This window comes from Microvirga guangxiensis, from assembly GCF_900102135.1.
Classification (GTDB): domain Bacteria; phylum Pseudomonadota; class Alphaproteobacteria; order Rhizobiales; family Beijerinckiaceae; genus Microvirga; species Microvirga guangxiensis.
Genome location: NZ_FMVJ01000003.1, coordinates 590865 through 614791, shown reverse-complemented (window position 1 = coordinate 614791; position 23927 = coordinate 590865). Strand labels below are relative to the sequence as shown.

At 64.1% G+C, this 23927-nt stretch carries 24 protein-coding genes and 1 riboswitch; of the genes, 19 read left to right on the top strand and 5 right to left on the bottom strand.

Annotated features, from left to right (window positions below; genetic code table 11):
* Positions 1-711: 711 nt before the first annotated feature.
* A complete protein-coding gene (locus tag BLP10_RS06395) occupies positions 712-1449 on the bottom strand; it encodes a cation efflux transmembrane domain-containing protein (protein WP_091131936.1) in 738 nt (245 codons plus the stop codon).
* 68 nt (positions 1450-1517) lie between these two features.
* Here BLP10_RS06395 and BLP10_RS06390 point away from each other — a divergent pair, with 68 nt between their 5' ends.
* Positions 1518-1934 carry a MerR family transcriptional regulator gene (locus BLP10_RS06390; protein ID WP_091131932.1) on the top strand — a complete coding sequence of 139 codons (417 nt, stop codon included), beginning with the start codon at positions 1518-1520 and terminating at the stop codon, positions 1932-1934.
* Positions 1935-2334: 400 nt separating this feature from the next.
* The gene (locus BLP10_RS06385; protein WP_091131928.1) at positions 2335-3231 is read left to right on the top strand and encodes a methylated-DNA--[protein]-cysteine S-methyltransferase; all 897 of its coding nucleotides are present in this window, start codon (positions 2335-2337) and stop codon (positions 3229-3231) included.
* 423 nt (positions 3232-3654) lie between these two features.
* Here the strand turns inward: BLP10_RS06385 and BLP10_RS06380 are convergent, their stop codons facing one another.
* Positions 3655-4128 (bottom strand): cupin domain-containing protein, encoded by a 474-nt coding sequence (locus BLP10_RS06380; RefSeq protein ID WP_091131923.1) that lies wholly within the window; start codon positions 4126-4128, stop codon positions 3655-3657.
* Positions 4129-4336: 208 nt separating this feature from the next.
* On the opposite strand from BLP10_RS06380, the gene BLP10_RS06375 reads away from it, so the two are divergent.
* The 13 genes from BLP10_RS06375 to BLP10_RS06315 all read left to right on the top strand — a co-directional run bounded on the left by BLP10_RS06375 (position 4337) and on the right by BLP10_RS06315 (position 15407).
* The gene (locus BLP10_RS06375) at positions 4337-4591 is read left to right on the top strand and encodes a hypothetical protein (RefSeq protein WP_091131919.1); all 255 of its coding nucleotides are present in this window, start codon (positions 4337-4339) and stop codon (positions 4589-4591) included.
* 240 nt (positions 4592-4831) lie between these two features.
* Positions 4832-6751 (top strand): molecular chaperone DnaK, encoded by a 1920-nt coding sequence (gene dnaK / locus BLP10_RS06370; protein WP_091131911.1) that lies wholly within the window; start codon positions 4832-4834, stop codon positions 6749-6751.
* Positions 6752-6927: 176 nt separating this feature from the next.
* Positions 6928-8070 (top strand): molecular chaperone DnaJ, encoded by a 1143-nt coding sequence (dnaJ, locus tag BLP10_RS06365; RefSeq protein ID WP_091131908.1) that lies wholly within the window; start codon positions 6928-6930, stop codon positions 8068-8070.
* A 66-nt stretch (positions 8071-8136) separates the two neighbouring features.
* On the top strand, positions 8137-8760 hold the full coding sequence (locus tag BLP10_RS06360; protein WP_091131904.1) for a class I SAM-dependent methyltransferase: 624 nt from the start codon (positions 8137-8139) through the stop codon (positions 8758-8760).
* Positions 8757-9491, top strand: coding sequence for an orotidine-5'-phosphate decarboxylase (gene pyrF, locus BLP10_RS06355; protein WP_091131901.1), 735 nt, complete (start codon positions 8757-8759; stop codon positions 9489-9491). The genes BLP10_RS06360 and pyrF overlap by 4 nt, the downstream gene beginning before the upstream one ends.
* Before the next feature lie 22 nt (positions 9492-9513).
* Complete coding sequence (gene blaOXA / locus BLP10_RS06350; protein ID WP_091131897.1) at positions 9514-10311, top strand: class D beta-lactamase; 798 nt, start codon at positions 9514-9516, stop codon at positions 10309-10311.
* A gap of 123 nt (positions 10312-10434) precedes the next feature.
* Complete coding sequence (locus tag BLP10_RS06345) at positions 10435-11454, top strand: DKNYY domain-containing protein (RefSeq protein WP_091131894.1); 1020 nt, start codon at positions 10435-10437, stop codon at positions 11452-11454.
* A 59-nt stretch (positions 11455-11513) separates the two neighbouring features.
* The gene (locus BLP10_RS06340; RefSeq protein ID WP_091131890.1) at positions 11514-11804 is read left to right on the top strand and encodes a DUF1330 domain-containing protein; all 291 of its coding nucleotides are present in this window, start codon (positions 11514-11516) and stop codon (positions 11802-11804) included.
* Positions 11804-12109 carry a DUF1330 domain-containing protein gene (locus BLP10_RS06335; RefSeq protein ID WP_091131886.1) on the top strand — a complete coding sequence of 102 codons (306 nt, stop codon included), beginning with the start codon at positions 11804-11806 and terminating at the stop codon, positions 12107-12109. Before BLP10_RS06340 ends, BLP10_RS06335 begins: the two co-directional genes overlap by 1 nt.
* Positions 12110-12225: 116 nt before the next feature.
* Positions 12226-13032, top strand: a complete 807-nt coding sequence (gene dapB, locus BLP10_RS06330; protein WP_091132160.1) for a 4-hydroxy-tetrahydrodipicolinate reductase — start codon at positions 12226-12228, stop codon at positions 13030-13032.
* A 24-nt stretch (positions 13033-13056) separates the two neighbouring features.
* Complete coding sequence (locus tag BLP10_RS06325; RefSeq protein WP_091131882.1) at positions 13057-13677, top strand: 2,3-bisphosphoglycerate-dependent phosphoglycerate mutase; 621 nt, start codon at positions 13057-13059, stop codon at positions 13675-13677.
* A gap of 139 nt (positions 13678-13816) precedes the next feature.
* Positions 13817-14437, top strand: coding sequence for an alpha-ketoglutarate-dependent dioxygenase AlkB (locus tag BLP10_RS06320; protein ID WP_091131879.1), 621 nt, complete (start codon positions 13817-13819; stop codon positions 14435-14437).
* A 34-nt stretch (positions 14438-14471) separates the two neighbouring features.
* Positions 14472-15407 (top strand): hypothetical protein, encoded by a 936-nt coding sequence (locus tag BLP10_RS06315; protein ID WP_091131875.1) that lies wholly within the window; start codon positions 14472-14474, stop codon positions 15405-15407.
* A 92-nt stretch (positions 15408-15499) separates the two neighbouring features.
* Here the strand turns inward: BLP10_RS06315 and grpE are convergent, their stop codons facing one another.
* Both grpE and BLP10_RS06305 read right to left on the bottom strand, forming a co-directional pair.
* The gene (gene grpE / locus BLP10_RS06310; RefSeq protein WP_091131872.1) at positions 15500-16114 is read right to left on the bottom strand and encodes a nucleotide exchange factor GrpE; all 615 of its coding nucleotides are present in this window, start codon (positions 16112-16114) and stop codon (positions 15500-15502) included.
* A gap of 60 nt (positions 16115-16174) precedes the next feature.
* Positions 16175-18925 (bottom strand): [protein-PII] uridylyltransferase, encoded by a 2751-nt coding sequence (locus BLP10_RS06305; RefSeq protein ID WP_091131868.1) that lies wholly within the window; start codon positions 18923-18925, stop codon positions 16175-16177.
* Positions 18926-19083: 158 nt separating this feature from the next.
* Positions 19084-19161: riboswitch (SAM riboswitch) on the top strand.
* A 42-nt stretch (positions 19162-19203) separates the two neighbouring features.
* Between BLP10_RS06305 and BLP10_RS06300 the strand changes: the two genes are divergently transcribed.
* The 4 genes from BLP10_RS06300 to BLP10_RS06285 all read left to right on the top strand — a co-directional run bounded on the left by BLP10_RS06300 (position 19204) and on the right by BLP10_RS06285 (position 22370).
* The gene (locus BLP10_RS06300) at positions 19204-20172 is read left to right on the top strand and encodes an aliphatic sulfonate ABC transporter substrate-binding protein (protein WP_091131864.1); all 969 of its coding nucleotides are present in this window, start codon (positions 19204-19206) and stop codon (positions 20170-20172) included.
* A gap of 131 nt (positions 20173-20303) precedes the next feature.
* Positions 20304-21056, top strand: a complete 753-nt coding sequence (locus BLP10_RS06295; RefSeq protein WP_244510422.1) for an ABC transporter permease — start codon at positions 20304-20306, stop codon at positions 21054-21056.
* The gene (locus tag BLP10_RS06290) at positions 21056-21844 is read left to right on the top strand and encodes an ABC transporter ATP-binding protein (protein WP_091131857.1); all 789 of its coding nucleotides are present in this window, start codon (positions 21056-21058) and stop codon (positions 21842-21844) included. Before BLP10_RS06295 ends, BLP10_RS06290 begins: the two co-directional genes overlap by 1 nt.
* Before the next feature lie 16 nt (positions 21845-21860).
* On the top strand, positions 21861-22370 hold the full coding sequence (locus BLP10_RS06285) for an OsmC family protein (RefSeq protein WP_091131854.1): 510 nt from the start codon (positions 21861-21863) through the stop codon (positions 22368-22370).
* Between the two features lie 194 nt (positions 22371-22564).
* Here BLP10_RS06285 and BLP10_RS06280 read toward each other — a convergent pair whose 3' ends face one another.
* On the bottom strand, positions 22565-23842 hold the full coding sequence (locus tag BLP10_RS06280; RefSeq protein ID WP_091131852.1) for a penicillin-binding protein activator: 1278 nt from the start codon (positions 23840-23842) through the stop codon (positions 22565-22567).
* Positions 23843-23927 lie beyond the last annotated feature (85 nt).

Sequence of the window (23927 nt, the reverse complement as noted above, 5' to 3'; positions counted from 1 at the left end):
AACGCCTCCCGCGCGCGGCTTCGTCACCATCCGGCCTCGGCACTCCGGCGCCATCAGGGACGAACCCTCAGAGACGCGGTACGGCGTGGCTGGGCACGCGGGGCTGGAGAGCGTGCTCCAGACCCGGCGAGGCTGGGGGAGCGTCGACGCAGCCTGCCCGATCAGGCTCAGCGCCTCTTCCTCCCCGCTCGGATCGCTGAGGCCGGCGGGTGCGAGACCGCCGGCATCTCAGAGCCGCCTCTGCTTTCCGCCACCGACGCCTCGGGCGCGTCCCTCGCGAGAAGCAGACCGCCACACTATGGCCGAGCTTAGGACAGAAGTCAAGAACAAAGTAAGAACATTGCATCCGCCTCAACCAGCCAAGGAGCCTCGGAGGACAAGGCGCGTGTTCCCTCCCCCTTGCGGGGAGGGGAAGGGGTGGGGGTCGACCGACCGGGTGAGACCTCACACCAGTGAAGCGCTGATCACGTCTTGCGGGCAGAGTGAGGTCGAGCCTTGTCCGGAGAGGGCAGTCCCTCACCCCTGCCCCTCTCCCACCCGGGAGAGGGGACGCTGTAGGGCCGTCATGTTCACTAGAGCAGCCGCAGCGCTCTGACTGTTCGACCCCCACCCCTAACCCCTCCCCGCAAGGGGGAGGGAAGCGCACGGTGCATCCTTTGTGAGCCAGCCTCGCAGGACAAGGCGGACGCCCGGTCCATCGCAGAGGCGGGACTATCGCGCCGCGTGCGAGTGGGCCAGGGGTTCTGCTCCTCCGGTCCTGTATTCCATCCAAGCCTGCCTCAGGATCTGCACCGAGGAGGTGAGGAACAGGCCGGCCATCAGGGCCGCCACGATGAGATCGGGCCATGCGGTGGCGGTGCCCCACACGCCGAGCGCGGCGATCATCACCACCACGTTGCCGATGGCATCGTTGCGGGAGCAGAGCCAGACCGAGCGCACATTGGCGTCACCGTCCTTGTAGCGCATGAGCAGCAGCACCGACGCCAGATTGGCGGCGAGCGCCAGAAGACCGATGCCGCCCATGAGCCCAGCCTGCGGCACGCCGAGGATGAGGGTCTGATAGAGTGTCGAGCCGAAGACCCAGAGCGACATCAGGCTCAACGACAGCCCCTTGAACAAGGCCGCCGTGGCGCGCGTGCGCAGGCTCATTCCGATCACCGCAAGGCTCAGACCGTAGGTGACGGTATCTCCCAGGAAGTCGAGCGCATCCGCCTGCAGGGCCTGCGATCCCGCAAGGCGCCCGGCCACCATCTCGGTCACGAACATCGCCCCGTTGAGCGCGATCACGGTCCAGAGCACCCGCTTGTAGCGCGGATCGACGCCGTCGAAGACCGGCACGCCGCCCTGGCAGCCGCAAGAATCCGCGGCTTCCTGCGGCGTCTTTGAGCCGTGAGAATGGTGTGCGTGGGAATGACCGTGATCATGGTTGGAGCAGCAGGCCTCTGCCATCGCGAATCCTCTTTGCTTGATGGTGAGAGGAGCCTACAATCTCTAGCGACTAGAGGTTCAAGAGCAAAATGCTGTCCATCGGAGAATTGTCCCGGCGCACCGGCGTGAAGGTGCCAACCATCCGCTATTACGAGCAGATCGGCCTCATGCCCTTGGCTCCGAGGACTGAGGGAAAACAGAGGCGCTACGGAGCCGACGAGGTCTCCCGCCTCAACTTCATCCGCCATGCGCGGGAGCTCGGCTTCGAAGTCGAGGCCATCCGCGAGCTGCTGGAGCTCAGCGAAAAGCCGGATCAATCCTGCGCCGAGGCCGACCGGATCGCCCGCAGGCACATGGCGGAGGTGGAAAGGCGCATCGAGCAGCTGACGGCCCTGCGCGCCGAGCTGCGACACATGGTCGAAGAATGCAGCCATGGCCGCGTCGGCGAATGCCGCGTGATCCAGGTTCTGGCCGATCACAGCCAATGCGGGCACGAGCATCGGTGAAAGCATAGGTGCTGCTCGCAGTCGCTGACTCGCAAAGAGCGCGTGTTCCCTCCCCCTTGCGGGGAGGGATGGAGGGTGGGGGTCGGACAGTCGGAGCGCAGCAGGCATCCAGACCGCACGACAGATCTACAGTGTCATTCCCGGCCGGAGCGCAGCGGAGGGGAAGGGAATCCACCCACACGCACTGCGCTACGGATCCCCTTCCCTCGCTGGCGCTCGCCGGGGATGACATGACTGGTTCAGCCGCTCACCCCGTCAGACCACCCCCACCCCTGCCCCTCCCCGCAAGGGGGAGGGGAACACGCGCTGCGCATCTTTCCGGCTCGCTTCCGAAACATCACAGAAATCGGGTGTCGCCTCCTGCTGGGACCGCCTAGAGTGCGCACAAGAGGAACATGCCATGCTCGACACCTTGCGCGACATCACCATCGAACCCAGCGAGCTTACACTGCCGGAGGAGCCTCATACCGATTATGAGCGGGTGCGCCGGATCATCGCGTTCATCTCGGAGCGCTGGCGCGAGCAGCCTTCGCTGGAGGCCATTGCCGATCATGTGGGGCTCTCGACCACCCATGTGCATCACCTCTTCCGGCGCTGGTCGGGGCTCTCGCCCAAAGCCTTCCTGCAGGCGATCACCCTCGACAATGCCAAGGCGCTGCTGGCGGATTCCGCCAGCGTACTCGACGCCACCTATGAGGTCGGGCTCTCGGGCCCCGCCCGGCTGCACGACCTGTTCGTGACGCACGAGGCTATGACTCCAGGCGACTACAAGGCGGGAGGCTTGGGCCTCACCATGCGCTACGGCTTTCACCCCTCCCCCTTCGGCGAGGCGATCCTGGTTGCGACGGAGCGGGGGCTTGCGGGCCTCGGCTTCGTGGATGACGGGGACAGGGAGGCGGCGCTTGCGGATATGACCCGCCGCTGGCCCAGGGCGCATTATGTGGAGGACACATCCGCCACCGCGCCGCTCGCACAACGCATCTTCAACCCCACCCAATGGCAGGCTGAGCAGCCCCTGCGGGTCGTGCTCATTGGCACCGATTTCGAGGTGCGCGTCTGGCAGACCCTGCTGCGCATTCCCCGCGACAAGGCCACCACCTATTCCGACATCGCCCGCCATATCGGCAAGCCCGCCGCCTGCCGGGCCGTGGGCGCGGCGGTGGGCAAGAACCCAATCTCCTTCGTGGTTCCCTGCCACCGTGTCCTCGGCCGCTCCGGCGCGCTCACCGGCTACCATTGGGGCCTCACCCGCAAACAGGCGATCCTGGGCTGGGAGGCCGGGCAGGCAAGCGACTAGTCCATCGGAAGCGGATTGATCAAGGATAGAGCCTAAGGCTCATGAGAAAATAAAGCCTTCCACAAGACAAAGGCTAGGCCGGCAATAAATGGGACCGTGCCCACAAGTCTTATCCAAAACTGCTCTCGATCATTCGATCGCGCGCAACGGATTGCAGCAACAAGCATCACAACCGTGATTATGGCGAATGCGGCTGCAACTGGAACATAGCCCATGGGTATATCTATTCGGGGTAGGCGCGGGCCTTTCATGAAGATGCCTTCAATCCTCGATCGATCGCCAAGCATCTTACAGAATATTGTTCTGATATAGCAGGCCGGCCCCTCCCCCTCCTTTTCTTTATTGCAAGAAAGCAGCAGGAGCTCATTGCGTCGAACAGGAAACTGCGGACCCTCGCGGGTCCGCAGTTGCCGGACGAAGGCTTCACTGTGCCTTGCGCGGATCGTCGGCGGGATTGGCGTAATCGATATTGGTCGGAGAGGTGCTGTGCACTTCGATGACGGTTTCCTCAGGCCCCGTCCAGACCACGTGCGTGGTCTTTGCCGGCATGGCGAAGAAGCCCCCCGCCGTCAGCATGGCAGCCGGCTCCATGCTGTACTTCTCTCCCTTGGCCACCCCGAGGCTTCCGCTGATGACGGTCACCATCTCCATGTCCGGATGAGTATGCGGCGGGATGCGGTAATTGGCCGGGAATTTGTGCCGGCGCACATAGATTCCCGGCTTGTTGGACTCGCCGAGCAGGCTTGTGCTCACCACCCCCTTGGGCAGGGAGCGGTTGGGCGTCCAGGACAGCTTTTCGGATTGAACGACGACAGGCTCCTGGAGCTGCTGGGTGTCCTGGGCCCAGGCAGCCCCGGAAAACGCGACCAATGCGACAGAGAGCAGAAGCGCTTTCATGGAACTCCTCCTCTGGTGTTCCTCGCCCCCAACACAGGTCACATGAGAACCCTCATTATAGCATAAGCACGGCTCCGGAACACGGTTTGGGCTCGGACGCTCAGCCCGGTCGATGGCCGGAGCGAGGCCGCATAGAGCCATCGTACATTCCGGCGGTTCGTGTTATCCTCATGCACAAGAACGTTCTCTCGGATGAGAGGAGGTTGTCATGGGAAAGCCTACCCAGAAGCTCTGGCACGATCTTTCGTCCTGGCCGCCCTTGAGTTGCCTTTTTGGCCGCGAGGCCGCCCCCGAGCCATCGGAAGTTCCAGAGACGGTTCCGTTCAGGTTCAAGGAATGCGAGGACTGCTCGCCCACGGCTGAGCAGATCGAAGCGCGGGAACGGGAGCTGGCCGATCGCTTCAAAGGCGACCAGCTGCTTCCCATCATCGGGCTTGGCGGGCCCGGGCCAGGCTGCGGCTGACCCAAATCGCAACCCAGCCCTGTCTTTCCCCCCTATTGTATAGCTGCAACAGGGTCCCACTCCCATGAATTGAAGCCAACTAGCTTCCAAGATCGTCTTGCAGCGCTTCAAACCCCTTCTTATATCAGCGCCAACAGGGAGCCCCGGGCTGGGGTGAGCCTGTTTTAGTCATCAACGTATCAGCCATGGGCCGCGCCGCTTCGGGGTGCGGCGGTCTGCTTGAAAGTGAGGGATCCCGCCATGGGTAAGGTCATTGGTATCGACCTCGGCACCACCAATTCCTGCGTCGCAGTCATGGAAGGCTCGACGCCCAAAGTTATCGAAAACGCGGAAGGCACCCGGACGACCCCGTCCATCGTGGCCTTTACCGACGACGGCGAGCGCCTCGTCGGCCAGCCGGCCAAGCGCCAGGCGGTCACGAACCCGTCGCGCACCATCTTCGCCATCAAGCGCCTGATCGGGCGCACCTTCGACGACCCCATGACCAAGAAGGACATGGGCCTCGTTCCGTATCACATCGTGAAGGGCGGCAATAACGACGCCTGGGTCGAGGCGGACGGCAAGACCTACTCGCCTTCCCAGATCTCCGCCTTCACCCTCCAGAAGATGAAGGAAACCGCGGAGGCCTATCTCGGCCAGCCGGTGACGCAGGCCGTCATCACGGTTCCCGCCTACTTCAACGACGCTCAGCGTCAGGCCACCAAGGACGCGGGCAAGATCGCCGGCCTCGAGGTCCTGCGCATCATCAACGAGCCGACTGCCGCGGCCCTGGCCTACGGCCTCGACAAGAAGCAGTCCGGCATGATCGCGGTCTACGACCTCGGCGGCGGCACCTTCGACGTGTCCGTGCTCGAGATCGGCGACGGCGTGTTCGAGGTGAAGTCCACCAACGGCGACACCTTCCTCGGCGGTGAAGACTTCGACATGCGCCTCGTCGAATACCTCGCGGCCGAGTTCAAGAAGGAGCAGGGCATCGACCTGACGAAGGACAAGCTCGCCCTTCAGCGCCTGAAGGAAGCCGCCGAGAAGGCGAAGATCGAGCTGTCCTCGACCTCGCAGACCGAAATCAACCTGCCCTACATCACGGCTGACGCTTCCGGTCCGAAGCACCTCGCCCTCAAGCTCTCGCGCGCCAAGTTCGAGCAGCTCGTGGACGATCTCGTGCAAAGAACCATCGAGCCCTGCCGCAAGGCCCTCAAGGACGCCGGCATCTCGCCCGGCGACATCGACGAGGTGGTTCTGGTCGGCGGCATGACCCGCATGCCCAAGATCCAGGAAGTGGTGAAGAACTTCTTCGGCAAGGAACCCCACAAGGGCGTGAACCCGGATGAGGTCGTGGCCATCGGCGCGGCGATCCAGGCGGGCGTGCTCCAGGGCGACGTGAAGGACGTTCTGCTTCTCGACGTGACTCCGCTCTCGCTGGGCATCGAGACACTCGGCGGCGTGTTCACCCGTCTGATCGAGCGCAACACCACGATCCCGACGAAGAAGAGCCAGGTCTTCTCGACCGCGGAAGACAACCAGAACGCGGTGACCATCCGCGTCTTCCAGGGCGAGCGCGAAATGGCGGCGGACAACAAGCTGCTCGGCCAGTTCGACCTCATGGGCATTCCGCCGGCACCGCGCGGCGTGCCGCAGATCGAGGTGACCTTCGACATCGACGCGAACGGCATCGTGAACGTCACCGCGAAGGACAAGGCCACCGGCAAGGAGCACCAGATCCGCATCCAGGCTTCCGGCGGTCTGTCGGATGCCGACATCGAGAAGATGGTGAAGGACGCCGAGGCTCACGCCGAGGAAGACAAGAAGCGCCGCGAGCTCGTGGAGGCGAAGAACCAGGGCGAAAGCCTCGTTCACGCCACGGAGAAGTCGCTCACCGAGTACGGCGACAAGGTCTCCGAGTCCGACAAGCAGGGCATCACCACCGCCATCGACGCGCTCAAGCAGGCGCTGGCCGGTGAGGATCCGGAAGTCATCAAGGCCCGCACCACGGACCTGATGCAGGCTTCCATGAAGCTCGGCGAAGCCATGTATGCCGCGCAAGCCAATGCTGGCGAAGGCGGCGAGCAGGCTTCGGGCGAAGACAATGCCCAGAAGGACGACGTCATCGACGCCGACTTCCAGGAAGTCGACGACGAAGACAAGAAGAAGCGCGCCTAAAAATATGCGCATTCTCTGACGAATTCGGCACCCGGTTTCATGGCCGGGTGCCGTTTTCGTGAAATGGTTTGAAACAACAATGACCGATCCATCGACCGTTCAACATGATGCATCCAAGCGCCAGGGTCCGATCGGCAGCATGACGGAGCGCATCGTCGCTCCGAGGGGCGCCTGACATGTCCAAGCGCGATTACTACGAGGTTCTCGGCGTCGCGAAGACCGCGTCTGAGGCGGAGATGAAATCCGCTTTCCGCAAGCTCGCGATGCAGTATCATCCGGACCGCAACCCGGGCGATCACGAGGCGGAAGTCAAGTTCAAGGAAATCAACGAGGCCTACCAGACCCTCTCCGACGGTCAGAAGCGCGCGGCCTACGACCGCTACGGCCATGCGGCCTTCGCCAATGGCGGCGGACCGGGCGGGCCCGGCTTCAACGGCGATTTCTCCGACTTCATGTCGGACATCTTCGAGAATTTCTTCGGCGATGCGGGCGGGCGCGGACGCGGGCGCTCATCGAGCGGGCGCGAGCGCGGCGCGGACATGCGCTACAATCTCGAGATCAGCCTCGACGAGGCCTTCCACGGCAAGACCGCCGAACTGAAAATCCCCACCTCCATCACCTGCGAAGGCTGCTCCGGCTCCGGCGCCAAGCCCGGTTCGAAGCCGAAGACCTGCCCTACCTGCGCGGGCGCCGGACGTGTACGCGCCACCCAGGGCTTCTTCTCCATCGAGCGCACCTGCCCGAACTGCCATGGGCGCGGCGAGGTGATCGACGATCCCTGCGCCTCCTGCGGCGGCGCGGGCCGCGTCACCCGCGAGCGCACGCTCTCCGTCAACATTCCGGCGGGCGTCGAGGACGGGACGCGCATTCGCCTTGCGGGCGAGGGCGAAGCGGGCCTGCGCGGCGGGCCTCCGGGCGATCTCTACATCTTCCTGTCCCTGAAACCCCATCCGTTCTTCCAGCGCGACGGGGCCGACCTGTTCTGCCGCGTGCCGATCTCGATGGTGACGGCCGCCATCGGCGGCGAGTTCAACGTGCCGACCCTAGGCGGCACCGAGGCGCTGGTGAAGGTTCCCGAGGGAACCCAGACCGGCAAGCAGTTCCGCCTCAGGGGCAAAGGCATGCCGGTGCTGCGCTCCCGCGACGTGGGCGACCTCTATATCCAGGTTGTTGTGGAAACCCCGCAGAAGCTCACCAAGCGCCAGCGCGAGCTTCTGGAAGAGTTCGACAAGGAGTGCTCCAAGGAAAACCATCCTGAAAGCTCGGGCTTCTTCTCGCGTTTCCGGGAATTTCTCGATGGCCTCGGCGGATCAAGTTAACTTGACGGTCGTTTCCATTGAGTTCTAAACAGCCTTTGTGATCCGCCCGCTTGAGGGATCTTCCCAGTGCTTCAGTCGTTCCAACGGCCCACGACCCGGAAACTCCCTGTCAAGAAAGATCGCTTTCAGGACGAGGCGCGGTTCCTCCGCTCCTGGCTCGAACGCCCTCTGACCATCGGCGCCGTGACCCCTTCGGGCAAGGTTCTGGCGCGGACCATGGCGTCCTATGTCGATCCCCGCATTCCGGGGCCCATCGTCGAGCTGGGTCCCGGCACTGGCCCGGTGACCGACGCGCTGATCCGGCGCGGGGTCGAGCAGGAGCGGCTGATCCTTGTGGAGTTCAACCCCGAATTCTGCCAGCTCCTGAAGCGCCGCTTCCCGAAGGCGACGATCGTTCAGGGCGATGCCTACGATCTCAAGGAAACCCTGTCCGGCATCCTGAAGGAACCGGCGGCCGCCACCGTGTCGAGCCTGCCGCTCTTCACCAAGCCCATGGACCATCGCCTGGATCTGCTGGAGACGGCGCAGGAGCTGATGCATCCGAACGCGCCCTTCGTCCAGTTCACCTACGCCGTCGTGCCGCCGATTCCGGCTCGCTCGAAAGATTACAGAGCCAAAGCGTCCAACCGCATCTGGCGCAATCTCCCCCCTGCCCGCGTCTGGGTTTACAACAAGGCCAAGAATCCATGAGCCAGCCTTCGTCTTCCTCTCCGAAGCCCGTTTCAGGAGGAGACATTCGCGACAGGCTCATCATCGGCCTCGACGTTCCAACCGTCGATGAAGCGCGCTCCATCGTATCGCGCATCGGCGATGCCGGCACCTTCTACAAGATCGGTTATCAGCTGGCCTATGCGGGCGGCTTCGAATTCGCGCGCGAGCTGATCGGCCAGGGCAAGAAGGTCTTTCTCGATCTCAAGCTCCACGACATCGGCAACACGGTGGAAGAGGGCGTGCGCTCCATCGCGCGCATGGGCGTGACCTTTCTCACCGTTCACGCCTATCCGCAGACCATGCGCGCCGCCGTTGCCGGAAAAGCCGGATCGGATTTGAAGATCCTCGCGGTCACCGTCCTCACTTCCTACGATGACAACGATCTCATCGATGCAGGTTACGCGCCCGTTGCAGCGGCGGAGCTCGTCGCCAAGCGCGCGGAGCAGGCGCGCGACATCGGCATCGACGGCATCGTCTGCGCGGCGACGGAGGCGCAAGCCGTGCGCACCATCGTCGGCCGCAACCGTCTCATCGTGACGCCGGGCATCCGTCCCGCAGGCGCGGATGCGGGCGATCAGAAGCGCATCGTCACGCCGGCCGAAGGCATTCGCCTGGGCGCCAATCACCTCGTCGTCGCGCGTCCCATCGTGAAGGCTGACGATCCGCGCGCAGTGGCAGAGGCCATCGTCGACGAGATCGCCAAGGCCTGATTCCCTCCTCTAGGAGTTCTCCATGCGTGTCTTGCGACTTGTTCTGCTGTGCGAGTTTCTCTTCGCCGGCGGACAGGCCCTGGCCGATACTTGCACGTTGGTCACCGAATTCGAGACGGGACGTGTTCTGAAGCAGGAAGGCAATTGCAAGCGCCGCCTGAATCCTGCTTCCACCTTCAAGGTTCCTTTGAGCCTCATGGGCTATGATGCGGGCATCTTCACCGGCGAGGATGAGCCTGCATGGCCCTACAAGCCTGAATACAAGACTTGGAACGAGGCCTGGAAAAAGACCACGACGCCTCGGACATGGCTGAAGGACTCCGTGCTCTGGTATTCGCTCGTCCTGACGGGCCACTTGGGACAAGAGCGCTTCAAACGCTATGTCGATGCCTTCGATTACGGCAACCACGATGTCAGCGGCGACAAGGGGAAGAACAACGGTCTTACCCGTTCATGGCTGAGTGCATCGTCGCTCCAGATCTCGCCCCTCGAGCAGATCGACTTCCTGAGCAAGCTTCTCAAGCGCGAGCTGCCGGTCTCAGCCCGAGCCCAGGACATGACGCTCACGATCATGCCGGCCTTTCCCCTCCCCGACGGCTGGACGGCCTATGGCAAGACCGGCACCGGCTTCCAACCGACACGAGACGGCGCCTTCGACCGCAACCGGCAGTTCGGATGGTTTGTCGGCTGGGCGCAGAAGGGCGAGAGGAAGATACTCTTCGTTCGCCTGATCCGAGACGAAAAGAAGGAAAAAGGCGTGGCGAGCTTCCGCGCCCGCGACGGCCTCCTGGCCGACCTGCCCGCCATCCTGGAGCCGTAATCCGCCCCGGCGGATAATTCCGCTTTCCTGCGCAATGCATCGCGCAGGAAAGCGCTGCGGCCTGAAACGGCCAAGCCTCGTTTCCAACCGTTCGAGACTGGGTTACAAGTTCGCGTCCATTCCATGCGTGAGATCGTCTTGAGCAGCCGTTATCTCGTCTCGAACCAGAATGTCTTCTTCGCCTTCACCGGTCCGGCCCGACAGGTTGACGCCGCATCCTTCCGCACGATCGGAGCCAAAGGCCCTGTCGCCGTGGACAGGGACCACGCCTTGTGGGGCACGTCGCGGTTCGAAGCCGATCCCGGCACATTGAGCTGCGTGCTGCCCGGTCTTCTCTACAAGGACAGCAAGGCCGTTTATGCCTATGGCGCGAAACTCGTGAAAACGGATGCGGCATCCTTCAGGCTTCTGAAGCATCCGCTTCCATGGCTTGCTCTGGCAACGGACGATCATCAGCGCTTCATCTTCGAGAGCCTGACGGGCGGCTTCATGACTCAGGAAGAGCCTCTGGCCGCCAATCCGGCGAAACTCAAGAAAGTGCTCTCCATCACGCGCGTGCCGATCGAAGGCAGTGAGAGCGACTGGATCGAGCAGGTGAGGCAAGCCTATGTGCCCGCCGAATTTCCTCCCGGCGAAGAGGAGGAGACGGCGATGGTGCTCACGGACGAGGGATGCCGCCTCGAAACGCGTCGTCGCGTTCCCTGCGATCCAGCGAGCTTCGAGGCCCTCACGGACGACACGGGCCGGGACAAGGACCATTTCTTTCGCGGCGCGGCGATCATGTCCGAGATCGACAGGGATTCAGTCGAGCATATCGGCGGGTCGTTTTTCAAAGACAGGAACCACGTGTTCTGCCTGTGGGGCCCCTACACGCCCGTTCCAAAGGCGGACCCGAAGAGCTTCCGCCTCATCGAGCCGTACTTTCATCCTGTCCGTTACGCCACCGACGACACCGCGGGTTTCTGCCTGATGTTCGGCTCACAGAGCCTGAAGATAAAGCGCTTCACGCTTCCCGACCCCAAGGCGTTGAGGTCCATCGAGCCTGCATACGGCAGCGACGGAGCAGTCTTCGGCCTTGCCACCGACGGCATCACCACCTTCAAGGATGGCGTGCCGCTCAAATCCGCTCCGCAGCCAACGTAGAGCTTGACGCATCGCGCCCACCGGGGTTCGCTGCACACCCATTTCGAGAGGAGCCCTTCATGCCCAAAGGCTATGTCATCGCCCGCGTCACCGTCACGAACCCCGAAGCCTATGCGGAATATGCCAAGGGCGCGACGGCGGCGATCAAGCAATATGGCGGACGACCGCTGGTGCGCGGCGGTGCCTATGAGGCCCTGGAAGGCGAAGCCCGCGCCCGCAATGTGGTGATCGAGTTCGACTCCGTCGAGCAGGCCCGCACCTATTACAACTCCCCCGAATATCAGGCCGCCAAGGCCAAGCGCGACGGAGCCTGCGAGGCGGAATTCGTGCTGGTCGAAGGAGCGGAATAATGGCGAAGGCTTATTGGATCGGCCGGGTCGACGTCTCGAATCCGGATGCCTACCAGAACTACGTGAAGGCCAATGCGGCTGCGTTTTCCAAGTTCGGCGCGAAGTTTCTGGTGCGCGGCGGGCAGTATCGCGTGGCGGAAGGCGAAGCGCGGGCGCGCAACGTGGTCATCGAGTTCCCCTCCTATGAGGCCGCCACCGCCTGCTGGGACTCGCCCGAATACCAGGCGGCCAAAGCCGAGCGGGACGGCCATGCGCTGGCCGACATCATCATCATCGAAGGCTACGAGGGCCCGCAGCCGGGCTGAGTCTCGTCGTACCGGGACAAGACCGGCCATGACGCGTTGACAGGCTGCGCTTCTCAGTCACCCCCTGAGCCGCTATACCCAGCGCCTGGAACAACAGGAGATCGAGCATGAGCGAAATGCGACTTGTCGTGGTCGGTGCGGCCGGACGCATGGGGCGCATGCTCATCAAAGCCGTCGCGGAAAGCGGCGGCTGCCGCCTCGTGGGCGCCATCGAGCGCGAGGGCTCGGCGGTGCTCGGCCAGGATGCGGGCATTCTCGCGGGTCTCTCCCCGCTCGGCGTGAGCGTGACGGATGATCCCTTGCCCGTTTTCGCCCAGGCCGACGGCGTCCTCGACTTCACCTCCCCTGCCGCGACGGTGGCCTTTGCGGCCCTTTCGGCTCAGGCCCGCATCGTGCACGTGATCGGCACGACGGGGCTGCAGGACGACGACTTCGCCAAGCTGGAAGCGGCGGCGCGCCATGCGCGCATCGTTCAATCCGGCAACATGTCGCTCGGCGTGAACCTGCTCGCGGGCCTCGTGCGCAAGGTGGCGGCGACCCTGGACGAGGATTTCGACATCGAGATTCTCGAAATGCATCACCGCATGAAGGTGGATGCGCCCTCCGGCACCGCGCTGCTGCTCGGCGAGGCCGCTGCGGAAGGGCGCGAGATTTCTCTGAAAGAGCGTTCCGTACGCAGCCGCGACGGGCATACCGGCGCGCGCAGTCCCGGCGATATCGGCTTTGCGACCCTGCGCGGCGGCTCGGTGGTCGGCGAGCATTCGGTGATCTTCGCCGGACAGGGCGAGCGCCTCGAACTGGGCCACCGCGCCGAGGACCGCAGCATCTTCGCGCGCGGCGCGGTGAGAGCGGCGCTCTGGGGCTTCGACAAGAAACCCGGTTACTACACCATGGCCGACGTGCTCGGCCTCAACGACCTCTAGAACGATCACGGAGACGCTAAAGACATGGATCGCCTTCTTGTGCTTGCCCGCCACGGCCAGAGCGAGTGGAACCTGAAAAACCTGTTCACCGGCTGGAAGGATCCGGGCCTGACCGATCTCGGCATCGAGGAGGCGCGCAATGCGGGCCGCCGCCTGAAGGAGATGGGCGTGCAGTTCGACGTGGCCTACACCTCGGACCTCTCCCGCGCCCAGCGCACCTGCAAGCTGATCCTGGAAGAGATCGGCCAGCCGGACCTGAAGACCATCGCCGATCAGGCTCTCAACGAGCGCGATTACGGCGATCTGTCCGGCCTCAACAAGGACGACGCCCGCACCCGCTGGGGCGAGGAGCAGGTGCATATCTGGCGTCGGTCGTATGACGTTCCTCCTCCCGGTGGCGAGAGCCTGAAGGATACGGTGGCCCGCGTGCTGCCCTATTACATCCGCGAGATCCTGCCCCGCGTCATGCGCGGCGAGCGCGTGCTCGTGGCCGCTCACGGCAATTCGCTTCGCGCCCTCGTGATGGTGCTCGACGGCCTGACCTCGGAGACGATTCCCGGACTCGAGCTCGCGACCGGCATCCCGCTGGTCTACAAGCTCAACGCCGACACCACGGTCGCCGACAAGAAGGTGCTGGAGGGGTAACCCAGCACGACATGAACCCTCCTCCCCCTTGCGGGGAGGAGATGGAGGCGGGGTGTCGGCGTTAAGCTGGTCTGGTTCAGCGCTCACACCCCCACCCTAGCCCTCCCCACAAGGGGGAGGGGATGAGGTAGCGCTTTTCATGACTGCCATCACCCTCGCCCCCGGCCTGACCTATTACCCGGATTACCTGGACCGCCCCGCGCAGGAGCAGCTGCTGCAATCGGTGCGCGAGATCACGAAGGCTGCGCCCCTCTTCACGCCGCGCATGCCGCGCACGGGAAAACCCTTCTCCGTACGCATGACGAATTGCGGGCGGCTCGGATGGGTCTCCGATACCGACGGCTACCGCTACCAGCCGACTCACCCGGAGACGGGCAGGCCTTGGCCTGCCATGCCGGCCCAGGCGTTGCAGGCATGGAAAGAGCTGAGCGGCTATCCGCATCCGCCCGATGCCTGCCTGATCAATTACTATGATCTTAAGGCCCGCATGGGCCTGCATCAGGACAAGGATGAGGCGGAGTTCGACGCGCCCGTCGTCTCTCTCTCCCTGGGCGATACGGCCCTGTTTCGCTACGGCGGGCTGGAGCGGAAGAACCCCACCCGCTCCGTCAGGCTCAAATCCGGCGACGCGATCGTGTTCGGGGGCCCTGCCCGCCTGATCCATCACGGCATCGACCGGCTGATCCCCCACTCCTCGGACCTGCTGTCGCATGCAGGGCGGCTCAATCTCACCTTGCGCAAGGTGGAGAAGCCGCTTTAGCCTTGATGACGATGAAAACGCTCAAGGGGCATCCATGAAAGCTCTTTCCGCTGCAGCATTCGGCTTGGTTCTATCCGTCCAGGCGGCCTTTGCCGCCGAGCCGGTCTTTCCGCCGGCCTCGCGCCTTGGCCTGGTACCCCCGCAGGAAATGACCCTGTCCAAGCGCTTCAGCGGCTTCGAAAGCGAGGAGCGCGCTGCCGCGATCACCTTCGCGGAGATGCCCGCCGAGGCCTTCAAGCAGCTCTCCTCCGGCCTCACCAAGGAGGTGCTGAGGAAGCAGGGTCTGGAGATGAAGTCACGGGAGAATGTGAAGCTCGGCTCCAAGACGGGCATCCTCGTCAGCACAACGATGACGAAGGAGATGGGGCGCAAGTGGCTCCTTCTGGTCAAGGACGAGACCATGACCGGCCTCGTGGTGGCGCAGGTGCAGGGCGGCCAGGACGGCTACAGCGACGCGCAGATCCGCGACGCCCTGAAGAGCGTGGCCGTGCGCCAGAACGTCTCCCTCGAAGAGCAGCTCTCGGCCTTGCCCTTCCAGATCGGCGAGAAGGCCGGCTTCAGGCCCGTGCGGGTGATGGCGGGCAATTCCGTGCTGTTCACGGATGGGCCGAAGGACGCGGTCAAGGCCATGGAACAGCCGATGATGATCCTGGCATCTTCCCTTCAGCCCCCGCCGCCTCCCGGGGAGCGGCGCAAGCAATTCGCGCAGGCCGCGCTCTACGCCAATCAGGTGCTCAAGAATATCCGGATCGAACGCTCCGAGTCCTTCCGCCTGAAGGGCCAGGACTGGCACGAGATCGTGGCCAAGGCCGTGGAGGCCGAATCGGGCCAGCCTATCGTGGTGATGCAGTCGATCCGCTTCGATGGGAACCGCTACGTGCGGATGGTCGGCCTGACCCGCGAGGAGCAGCGGGACCAGAACCTCCCACGCTTCCGCGCCATCGCCGACGGGATCGAGACGGCTTTCTAGAGCGCAAGCCCTCCGGACAGGAAGGATCTGGCCATCCTTTGCCGCCGCGCCTGGGGCGCGGCGAGCTTTCAGGGTGTTGCCGGAGAAAAGCCTCAGGAGGCCGAAGAGGGGTTGTCAGCCGTCTCGCCATTGGCCGGAGCCTTGGGGCCGCCCTTGGCGACGCCCACGAGGGCCGGACGCAATACGCGGTCGCCGATCACGAACCCGGACTGGACCACCTGCACGACCGTGCCGTTCGGCACGTCCGGGTTCGGCACCTCGAACATGGCCTGATGCACGTTGGGATCGAACTTCTGGCCCTGCGGCTCGAGCTTCTTCACGCCGTGGCGCTCAAGGGTGTTGAGAAGATCGCGCTCGGTGAGGTCGATGCCCTCGATAAGGCCCTTGAAAGCGCCCTCGGCAGCGGCTTTCGCATCCTCCGGCACGCTCTCGATGGCGCGGCGCACGTTGTCGGCCACATTCAGCATGTCGCGGGCGAAATTGGCGACCCCGTAGGCGCGCGCGTCCGCTATCTCACGCTCCGTGCGGCGACGGAGGTTTTCCATGTCCGCCATCAGTCGCAGGAGCTTATCCTTCAGATCGGCCTTCTCGGCTTCGAGAACGGCCACCGGATCGGCCTGAGTCTCAGCGGCGGCCTGGTTGTCGGCGCCATTGGCGGTCTCGGCCTGGGGATTGGTGTTCTGGTTGTCCGTGTCGTTCGGGTTCATGTCGATCCGCTAAAGATAGGGAAAGGGTCAGGCCACATATCAGGGCGAAGCGCTCACAAATCAAGCGCTTCGCCGCTGTAACGGCTCCGCTTCGTTGGTCTTGAACACTTCCAGCAGGGTCCGCCGGATCGTGGCCTGGCGTCCCGCATGGGTCACCTTCGTGCCCGTCAGGTCCGTTACATAGAACACGTCCACAGCCTTTTCGCCGAAGGTGACGATATGGGCGGAGGCGATGTTGAGGTTGAGTTTTCCAAGAGCGGTGGTGAGGTCGTAGAGAAGGCCCGGCCGGTCCAGCCCCGAGATCTCGATGACGGTCTGCCGGCTCGAGAGGGAATTGTCGATATTGACCTCGGGCGGCACATGAAACGCCTTGGAGGATGTTTTCGACGGCTTCCTGCTCTCCACGAGATCCGCGATCTTCACCTCGCCCTTCAAGGCCCGCTCGATGGCCTTGGCGACACGCTCCGCGCGGCGCAGCTCGTCCTCGTCCCGATCGAAGGCGCGCGAGAGCACGATGGTATCGAGCGCCATGCCGTCCGTCGTCGTGAAGATCTGCGCATCGACGATGTTGCCGCCCGCTGCCGCGCAGGCGCCGGTGACGATGGCGAGCAGGCGCGGATGATCGGGCGAGAGGATAGTCAGTTCGGTCACGCCGCGGAAGTGATCGGTCTCATAGGACGTGGTGACCGTGCGCCCGGCCCTGTCGGCATCGCGCACGAAATGCGCCTGCTTCAGTCGCCGCTCCTCATCGGTCTTCAGCCAATAGGCGGGCGTGTGGCGGGCGGCATAATCCTCGAACTCCTTGTCGGACCAATCGGGCAGCGCCTTGCGCAGCTCTTCCTGTGCGAAGCGCACGCGGTCCGAGCGTGCCACATCGGCCGCGCCACCGCCGAGCAGCACTTCGGTTTCGTAATAGAGCGTTCGCAGGAGCTGGCCTTTCCAGCCCGTCCATGTGCCCGGCCCGACCGCCCTGATGTCGGCGACGGTGAGCACGAGAAGGAGCTTCAGGCGCTCCATGGTCTGCACCACTTCCGCAAAGCTCTTGATGGTGGCGGGATCGGACAGGTCGCGGCTCTGCGCCGTGTTGGACATGAGCAGATGATGCTCCACGAGCCATGCCACGGTCTCTGTCTCGGCATCCTTCAACCCGAAGCGCGGGCCGAGCTTGCGGGCGATGGATGCGCCCGCAATAGAGTGATCCTGCGGCCTCCCCTTCGCGATGTCGTGCAAAAACACCGCGACGTAGAGCGCGCGGCGATTCTGGATCGTGTGGAAGATCTGGTTGGCGAGCGGGTGCTCGTTGCCGAGCTGCCCGGCCTCGATTTCCGTCAGCACGCCGATGGAACGGATGAGATGCTCGTCCACCGTGTAGTGATGATACATGTTGAACTGCATCATCGCGACGATGCGGCCGAAATCGGGGATGAAGCGCCCGATCACGCCGGCCTCGTTCATGCGCCGCAGCACCACCTCCGGTGCATTCTTGGAGGCGATGATGTCGAGGAAAAGCCGGTTCGCCTCCGCATCGTTGCGCAGATTCTGGCCGATGAGCTTCAGAGAGCGTGTGGCAAGGCGCGACGCGTCGGGGTGGATCGCGAGATTGTGCCGGTCGGCCAGCCAGAACAACCGGATGAGGTTGACGGGATCCTGCGCGAAAACATCCTCGCTCTTCACGTTGATGCGGTTGTTGTCGATGACGAAATCGTTGCCCTCGATGGCTCCGCCGCGGCGGCGGCGGAACCGGCCCAGGACGCGATCCAGCATCGGCCGTTTCTTCGTCTGGCGCGCTTCGAGTTCGGAACAGACGATGGCGGTGAGATCGCCCACATCCTTGGCGATCAGGAAGTAGGCCTTCATGAAGCGCTCGACCCCCGACAGGCCGCCGCGCGGTGCGTATCCGATGCGTTCGGCGATGATGCGCTGCAGGTCGAAGGTGAGGCGCTCCTCCGCGCGTCCGGTTGCGAAATGCATGTGGCAGCGCACGCGCCACAGAAACTCCTCGCAGCGTTGGAAGAGCTTGAACTCCTCCGGCGTGAAGAGACCGGCCTTCACGAGCTCCTTCGGCTTCTTCACCTGATAGACGTATTTGCCGATCCAGAAGAGGGTATTGAGATCGCGAAGCCCGCCCTTGCCGTCCTTGACGTTCGGCTCGACAAGATACCGCGATGCACCGGCCTTCGCCACGCGCGCATCGCGCTCCTTCAATTTCGCGTCCACGAATTCGGCGGGCGACGGCGCGACGATCTCCCTGTCGAAGCGCTGCACGAGATCATCGAACAGCGCGCGGTCGCCGAAGAGAAAGCGCGCTTCGAGGAGCGAGGTGCGGATCGTCATGTCCGCGCCCGCCTCGCGCATGCAATCCTCCACGGAGCGGGTGGCATGGCCGACCTTCAGCTTGAGATCCCACAACACGTAAAGCATCGCCTCGACGACGCTCTCGCTCCAGGCCGTCTGCTTGTAGGGGAGAAGAAAGAGCAGATCGACATCCGAGCCGGGGGCCAGCGTTCCGCGCCCGTAGCCGCCCGTGGCCACCACGGCGATGCGCTCGCCCGAGGACGGATTTTCCGCCGGATAGAGATGGCGCACCACCGCGTCGTGCACGAGGCGCACGAGGTCATCCATGTGAGTGGAGAGATACTTGGCGCAGACGAGACCGTCCTGCGTGTCCAGAAGCTGCTGCTCCGCTTTGGCCCTGCTCTCCTCTAGGTAGAGCTTGAGCTGAGGCACGAGCTTCGCCCGCAGCTCTCCTGCATCGCGGATCGGCCTCGGACCAAGGGCCTTCAGGACGGCGTCGGGTGTGTGGAGCGGCATGGAACAACCATTGTCGATCAAGGGTTCTGGCTTATCACCCCAGGTCCTTCCCCCCAAGAGCCATATCCTTCCAAGGGCGAAGTGGACTTATCCGTTAAGACGGATAGAGTGTTCTTTATAAGAAATTTTGTTTGACACAAGAAACTGATCGTTCCATAAAAAGAACACGCGCCGATTTGAGCTAGCAGCTTGCGGGCGCGAAACAAGTGCAGCTAAAGCGCCGGGTGCCTCAGGATCTCGATCCCAAGCTCCCATGCGCCAAACATGGGACCGATACGATGAGCCTGACCCGCCGCCTCCTTCTCGCCGCTTCCGTTGCCACGGGCCTGACAGTTCTCGCCAATGGCGCCATTGCGCAGCCCAAGGAAATCAAGATCGACTTCGCCACCTACAATCCGGTGAGCCTCGTCCTGAAGGACAAGGGCTTCCTGGAGAAGGAACTGGAGAAGGACGGCATCAAGGTTCGCTGGGTGCAGTCCCTCGGCTCCAACAAGGCGCTCGAGTTTCTCAACGCAGGCTCCATCGACTTCGGCTCCACCGCAGGCGCCGCAGCCCTGATCGCCAAGATCAACGGCAATCCGATCAAGTCGATCTACGTCTATTCCCGTCCTGAATGGACCGCGCTTGTCACCCGCAAGGACACGGGCATCACCAAGGTCGAGGACCTGAAGGGCAAGCGCGTGGCCGTGACCCGCGGCACCGATCCGCACATCTTCCTCGTGCGTGCCCTGCAGGACGCCAAGCTCACCGAGAAGGACGTGAAGCTCGTCCTGCTTCAGCACCCGGATGGACGCACCGCTCTCGAGCGCGGCGACGTGGATGCCTGGGCCGGCCTCGATCCGCTGATGGCGGCGGCCGAAGTGGAGAGCGGCGCGCAGCTGTTCTACCGCAAGGCGGAAGCGAACACCTGGGGCGTGCTGAACGTGTCGGAGACCTTCGCAAAGGACAATCCGGCTCTCGTGGGCCGCGTGCTGAAGGCCTATGAGGAGGCGCGCAAATATGCTCTCGCCAATCCGGCTGAGCTGAAGAAGTCCCTCTCGACCTACACCAAGCTGCCGGACGCGGTGATCGACCGTCAGCTGGAGCGGACCGAGCTCACGCACTCCACCATCGGCCAGCCGCAGGCCGACACGATCCTCGCCGCAGGCATCGCCCTTCAGCAGGCTGGCGTGGTGCCCGCGGATACCGATGTGAAGGCGATTGTCGATGGCCTCATCGACCGCCAATTTGCCACTGCGTCACGGTAATGACTTCACCACGGGAGAGCGCCGTGTCAGGCGAAATCGCAACTACCGCTTCCGCCTGGTCCTCCCAACAGGGTGCCGCCGCTCTCGCGGCCCCTTCCCTTGCCGAGAAGCGACGCGCCTTCGACTGGCGCATCCTTCTCGGCTTTTTATTGCCCATCGCCGTCGCGCTTCTCTGGGAAGCCGCCGTGCGCTTCGGGCTTGCGCAGGGCCGCCTCGTCCCGCCACCGAGCAGAATTTTTGCAACGCTTCTCGCGCTCGCTGAAACGGGCGAGTTGTGGACCCACACCTGGATGACGCTCTGGCGCGTCGTCGTCGGTTTCGTCATCGGCGCGGTTGCGGGCATCGTGCTGGGCGCCCTCTCCGGCTCCAGCGAAACGCTCCGCCGCTTGCTCGATCCCACGCTGCAGGCGCTGCGGGCCATTCCCTCCATCGCCTGGGTGCCGCTCTTCATTCTCTGGCTCGGGATTTTCGAGGCCTCGAAAGTGGCGCTCATCGCAGTCGGCGTGTTCTTTCCCGTCTATCTCGGCATTGCGGGCGCGATCCTCTCCGTCGACCGCAAGCTCGTGGAGGTCGGTCACGTGTTCCGCCTCTCGCGTTTCAAGCTCGCCAGGCGCATCCTGCTGCCGGCCGTTCTGCCCGAAGCCGTGATCGCGCTGCGCTCGGGGCTCGGCCTCGGCTTCATGTTCGTGGTCGCGGCCGAGTTCATGGGCGCATCGGAAGGCCTCGGCTATCTGCTCGTCGATGGTCAGCAGATGGGCAAGCCCGATCAGATCCTTGCGGCCATCATCGCCTTCGCCCTGCTCGGCAAGCTCGCCGACAGCCTGCTCGTTCTTTCGACACGCCCGCTCGTGCGCTGGCAGGATACCGTGCGGGAGCGCCTCTGATGCTTGAACTCGAACACCTCTCTAAGATCTATGCCGACGGCACGCGCGCGCTGTCCGACATCAACCTCTTCGTCCGGCAGGGCGAGATCGTCTCGCTGATCGGCGGCTCGGGCTGCGGCAAGACCACGCTCCTGCGCCTCATCGCCGGGCTCGACCGCGCGAGCGCAGGCGCGATCAAACTCGACGGCGAAGCGCTCTCCGGCCCGCATCCTTCCGTCGGCATCGTGTTCCAGGAGCCGCGTCTTCTGCCGTGGCTTTCGGTTTTCGACAACATCGCCTTCGGCCTCGATCACATCAACGCCACTGAGCGGAAAGCCCGCGTCGAGCACGCGCTCGAAAAGATCGGGCTCTCGGAACATGCCGGGCGCTGGCCGCGCGACCTCTCCGGCGGACAGCAGCAGCGCGTGGCGATCGCCCGCGCCTTCGTGACCCACCCGAAAGTGCTGCTCCTCGACGAACCCTTCTCGGCCCTCGACGCCTTCACCCGCGCGAGCCTGCACGAGCATCTACTGGGCTTGTGGGAAGAGACGCGCCCCACCGTCGTGCTCGTGACGCACGATGTGCAGGAGGCTGTGACGCTGGCGGATCGCGCTGTCGTCATGCAGCCCAAGCCCGGACGCATCTTCGACGAATTGCCGCTCACGCTCTCCCGCCCCCGTGACAAGACAGGCCTGCCATTTGAGACATCGGTGCGCCGCATCTTGACGGCTCTCGATCATTCCCTCAACACGCCTCAGCAGCAACCCCAGCGCGAACGCGACCGTCAGGCCGCGGCCCTGTGGTGGTAGAACAAGGACAGGCATCATGGACTCGACCGAATTGCGCTCCCTTCAGGCGCCGCTGAAGGATCAATACCGCAGCAACCCGGATTCCGCCGTCATCACCCTGAAGGCGCAAGGCACGCTCGATGACCAGCACATCGCCTGCAAGGTCGAGACGGGCCGTGCGCTCGCGGTCGCAGGCCTGCACCCCGCGACCGGCGGCTCGGGCGCGGAGCTGTGCTCCGGCGACATGCTGCTTGAAGCTCTCGTCGCCTGCGCGGGCGTGACGCTGAAGGCCGTTGCCACGGCACTCGAAATCGACCTGCGCCACGGCGCCGTGAAGGCGGAAGGCGATCTCGACTTCCGCGGCACCCTCGGCGTCGACAAGACCGCGCCGGTCGGCTTCAAGGATATCCGCCTCTCCTTCGAGGTCGACACGGATGCTCCGCAGGAGAAGATCGAGCAGCTCCTCAAGCTGACCGAGCGCTATTGCGTGGTGTTCCAGACCCTCAACAACAAGCCGAACCTGAGCGCCACGGTGGCGCGCAAGTAAGAGCCAAAGCCTCACTCGCCATCACCGGCCTCTCACACTCGGCCCTCATTCTGAGGAGGCATGAAAGGCCGTCTCGAAGGAGGATCCAGAGTGCACGGGAGGCCTCCTTCGAGACGCAGCTGCGCTGCTCCTCAGGATGAGGACGGAGGATATGGAGACAGGATAGCCGGAGCGGAGAGACGCTGCTGATGCCTTCAGTTCTGCGCCATCAGGGTGCGCGGCGCGGCGTTGATCACCACAGCCGTGCCGCCCTGGATTTGCTGCACGGTCAAAGCGCGATCATTCGTGCCGTTCGGATTGAAGCGGAATACGCCATCGGCGCCGGCGAAGCCTGCGCCGTTCGTGAGCACGCTGTCGTTGAAGGCCTGCGGCCCCTGCATGCGGGCCAGCGCCGCAGCGAGCGTCACCGCATCGTAGGAGAGCGTCGCGAGGCGCACCGGTTCGCTGTTGAAGCGCGCCCGGTAGCGAGCGGCGAAATCCATGAAGCCGCGCTTGTCCGGAGCGGCGAACCAGCCGCCCTGCAGAGCAGGCAAACCGAACACGCGCGCCTCGTCCCACACGCCCGTCCCGAGCGGCTGCACTCTCTGCGCGTTGAAACGAATGGTTTGCAGGGCCTGCGCCACGGCAGGCAGACCATCGCCGTTGTCTGGAATGAACAATGCATCCGCTTGCGGAGCGGAGCCGCCGATGACCTGCGCGAGGCGCTGTACCGAGCCCTGCGGCTGTCCGGCGGGATAGCGTTCGATGGCGGCGATGCGCATGCCGTTCTCAGCTGCCGCTTCCCGCAACTGCGCCTCGGCCACGCGGCCATAGGCCGTGTCGGGGATCAGGGCCGCGAGGGAACGGCGGTTCTGCGACGCGGCGTAGGCGATGATGCGGTCGACCTCCGCCTGCACCATGAAGCTCAGGAGATAGACGCCCTGCGTGGCGGAAGCCCGGTCCGAGGAGAATCCGATGAGCGGTTTTCCGGCTTGGCGCGCCACCTGCCCCGCGGCCTGGACGGATCCGGCAAACAGCGGCCCGATGAGAAGCTGAGCGCCTTCCGCAATTGCCTGGTTTGCCGCCTCCCGAGCTCCCTCCGGCGTTCCGCGTGCGTCCTTCACCAGAATGGTCAGATCCGAGCCCTGGAATTCGCTGAGCGCGAGATCGGCGGCATTGCGCAGACTCTGCGCAACCATCGCACCCTGCCCCGGCGCGGACAGCGGCAGGAGCAGCGCCACTTTCACGGGACCGTTGCCGATGATCGCGCCGGTCATGGGAGCCGGCCCGGCAAAGGTCCCTTCCGTGGCCTCATCGGCTTTGTAGACCGGCTGAGAAGCGACGGCCTTCTGGACGGGCCTGGCCGCCTTGCGGGTTTGCCGGGTCGGCCCCGATCCGGCGCATCCCGAGAGGACAAGCGCCCCTGTCAGCAGCACAGCCCATGCCGCCCGGATGCTCCAGACTCTCTTGTTCGCCCTGACAAAATTCGCCATCTCCGCCCCCTTCTTGGAAACAGCTTTCGGACATGGGACCAATCTTGGCCGCAAAAAGTAAACATTGTTCCAAAGAACATTGGCC

What these genes read in the sequence shown, in the direction of transcription:
- dapB (WP_091132160.1), top strand. Translation starts at nt 12,226, where the DNA reads ATGCGACTTGTCGTGGTCGGTGCGGCCGGACGCATGGGGCGCATGCTC.
- BLP10_RS06280 (WP_091131852.1), bottom strand. Translation starts at nt 23,842, where the DNA reads ATGGCGAATTTTGTCAGGGCGAACAAGAGAGTCTGGAGCATCCGGGCG.
- BLP10_RS06325 (WP_091131882.1), top strand. Translation starts at nt 13,057, where the DNA reads ATGGATCGCCTTCTTGTGCTTGCCCGCCACGGCCAGAGCGAGTGGAAC.
- BLP10_RS06375 (WP_091131919.1), top strand. Translation starts at nt 4,337, where the DNA reads ATGGGAAAGCCTACCCAGAAGCTCTGGCACGATCTTTCGTCCTGGCCG.
- dnaK (WP_091131911.1), top strand. Translation starts at nt 4,832, where the DNA reads ATGGGTAAGGTCATTGGTATCGACCTCGGCACCACCAATTCCTGCGTC.
- BLP10_RS06300 (WP_091131864.1), top strand. Translation starts at nt 19,204, where the DNA reads ATGAGCCTGACCCGCCGCCTCCTTCTCGCCGCTTCCGTTGCCACGGGC.
- BLP10_RS06320 (WP_091131879.1), top strand. Translation starts at nt 13,817, where the DNA reads ATGACTGCCATCACCCTCGCCCCCGGCCTGACCTATTACCCGGATTAC.
- blaOXA (WP_091131897.1), top strand. Translation starts at nt 9,514, where the DNA reads ATGCGTGTCTTGCGACTTGTTCTGCTGTGCGAGTTTCTCTTCGCCGGC.
- grpE (WP_091131872.1), bottom strand. Translation starts at nt 16,114, where the DNA reads ATGAACCCGAACGACACGGACAACCAGAACACCAATCCCCAGGCCGAG.
- BLP10_RS06285 (WP_091131854.1), top strand. Translation starts at nt 21,861, where the DNA reads ATGGACTCGACCGAATTGCGCTCCCTTCAGGCGCCGCTGAAGGATCAA.
- BLP10_RS06380 (WP_091131923.1), bottom strand. Translation starts at nt 4,128, where the DNA reads ATGAAAGCGCTTCTGCTCTCTGTCGCATTGGTCGCGTTTTCCGGGGCT.
- BLP10_RS06395 (WP_091131936.1), bottom strand. Translation starts at nt 1,449, where the DNA reads ATGGCAGAGGCCTGCTGCTCCAACCATGATCACGGTCATTCCCACGCA.
- BLP10_RS06315 (WP_091131875.1), top strand. Translation starts at nt 14,472, where the DNA reads ATGAAAGCTCTTTCCGCTGCAGCATTCGGCTTGGTTCTATCCGTCCAG.
- BLP10_RS06335 (WP_091131886.1), top strand. Translation starts at nt 11,804, where the DNA reads ATGGCGAAGGCTTATTGGATCGGCCGGGTCGACGTCTCGAATCCGGAT.
- pyrF (WP_091131901.1), top strand. Translation starts at nt 8,757, where the DNA reads ATGAGCCAGCCTTCGTCTTCCTCTCCGAAGCCCGTTTCAGGAGGAGAC.
- dnaJ (WP_091131908.1), top strand. Translation starts at nt 6,928, where the DNA reads ATGTCCAAGCGCGATTACTACGAGGTTCTCGGCGTCGCGAAGACCGCG.
- BLP10_RS06385 (WP_091131928.1), top strand. Translation starts at nt 2,335, where the DNA reads ATGCTCGACACCTTGCGCGACATCACCATCGAACCCAGCGAGCTTACA.
- BLP10_RS06290 (WP_091131857.1), top strand. Translation starts at nt 21,056, where the DNA reads ATGCTTGAACTCGAACACCTCTCTAAGATCTATGCCGACGGCACGCGC.
- BLP10_RS06305 (WP_091131868.1), bottom strand. Translation starts at nt 18,925, where the DNA reads ATGCCGCTCCACACACCCGACGCCGTCCTGAAGGCCCTTGGTCCGAGG.
- BLP10_RS06345 (WP_091131894.1), top strand. Translation starts at nt 10,435, where the DNA reads ATGCGTGAGATCGTCTTGAGCAGCCGTTATCTCGTCTCGAACCAGAAT.
- BLP10_RS06340 (WP_091131890.1), top strand. Translation starts at nt 11,514, where the DNA reads ATGCCCAAAGGCTATGTCATCGCCCGCGTCACCGTCACGAACCCCGAA.
- BLP10_RS06390 (WP_091131932.1), top strand. Translation starts at nt 1,518, where the DNA reads ATGCTGTCCATCGGAGAATTGTCCCGGCGCACCGGCGTGAAGGTGCCA.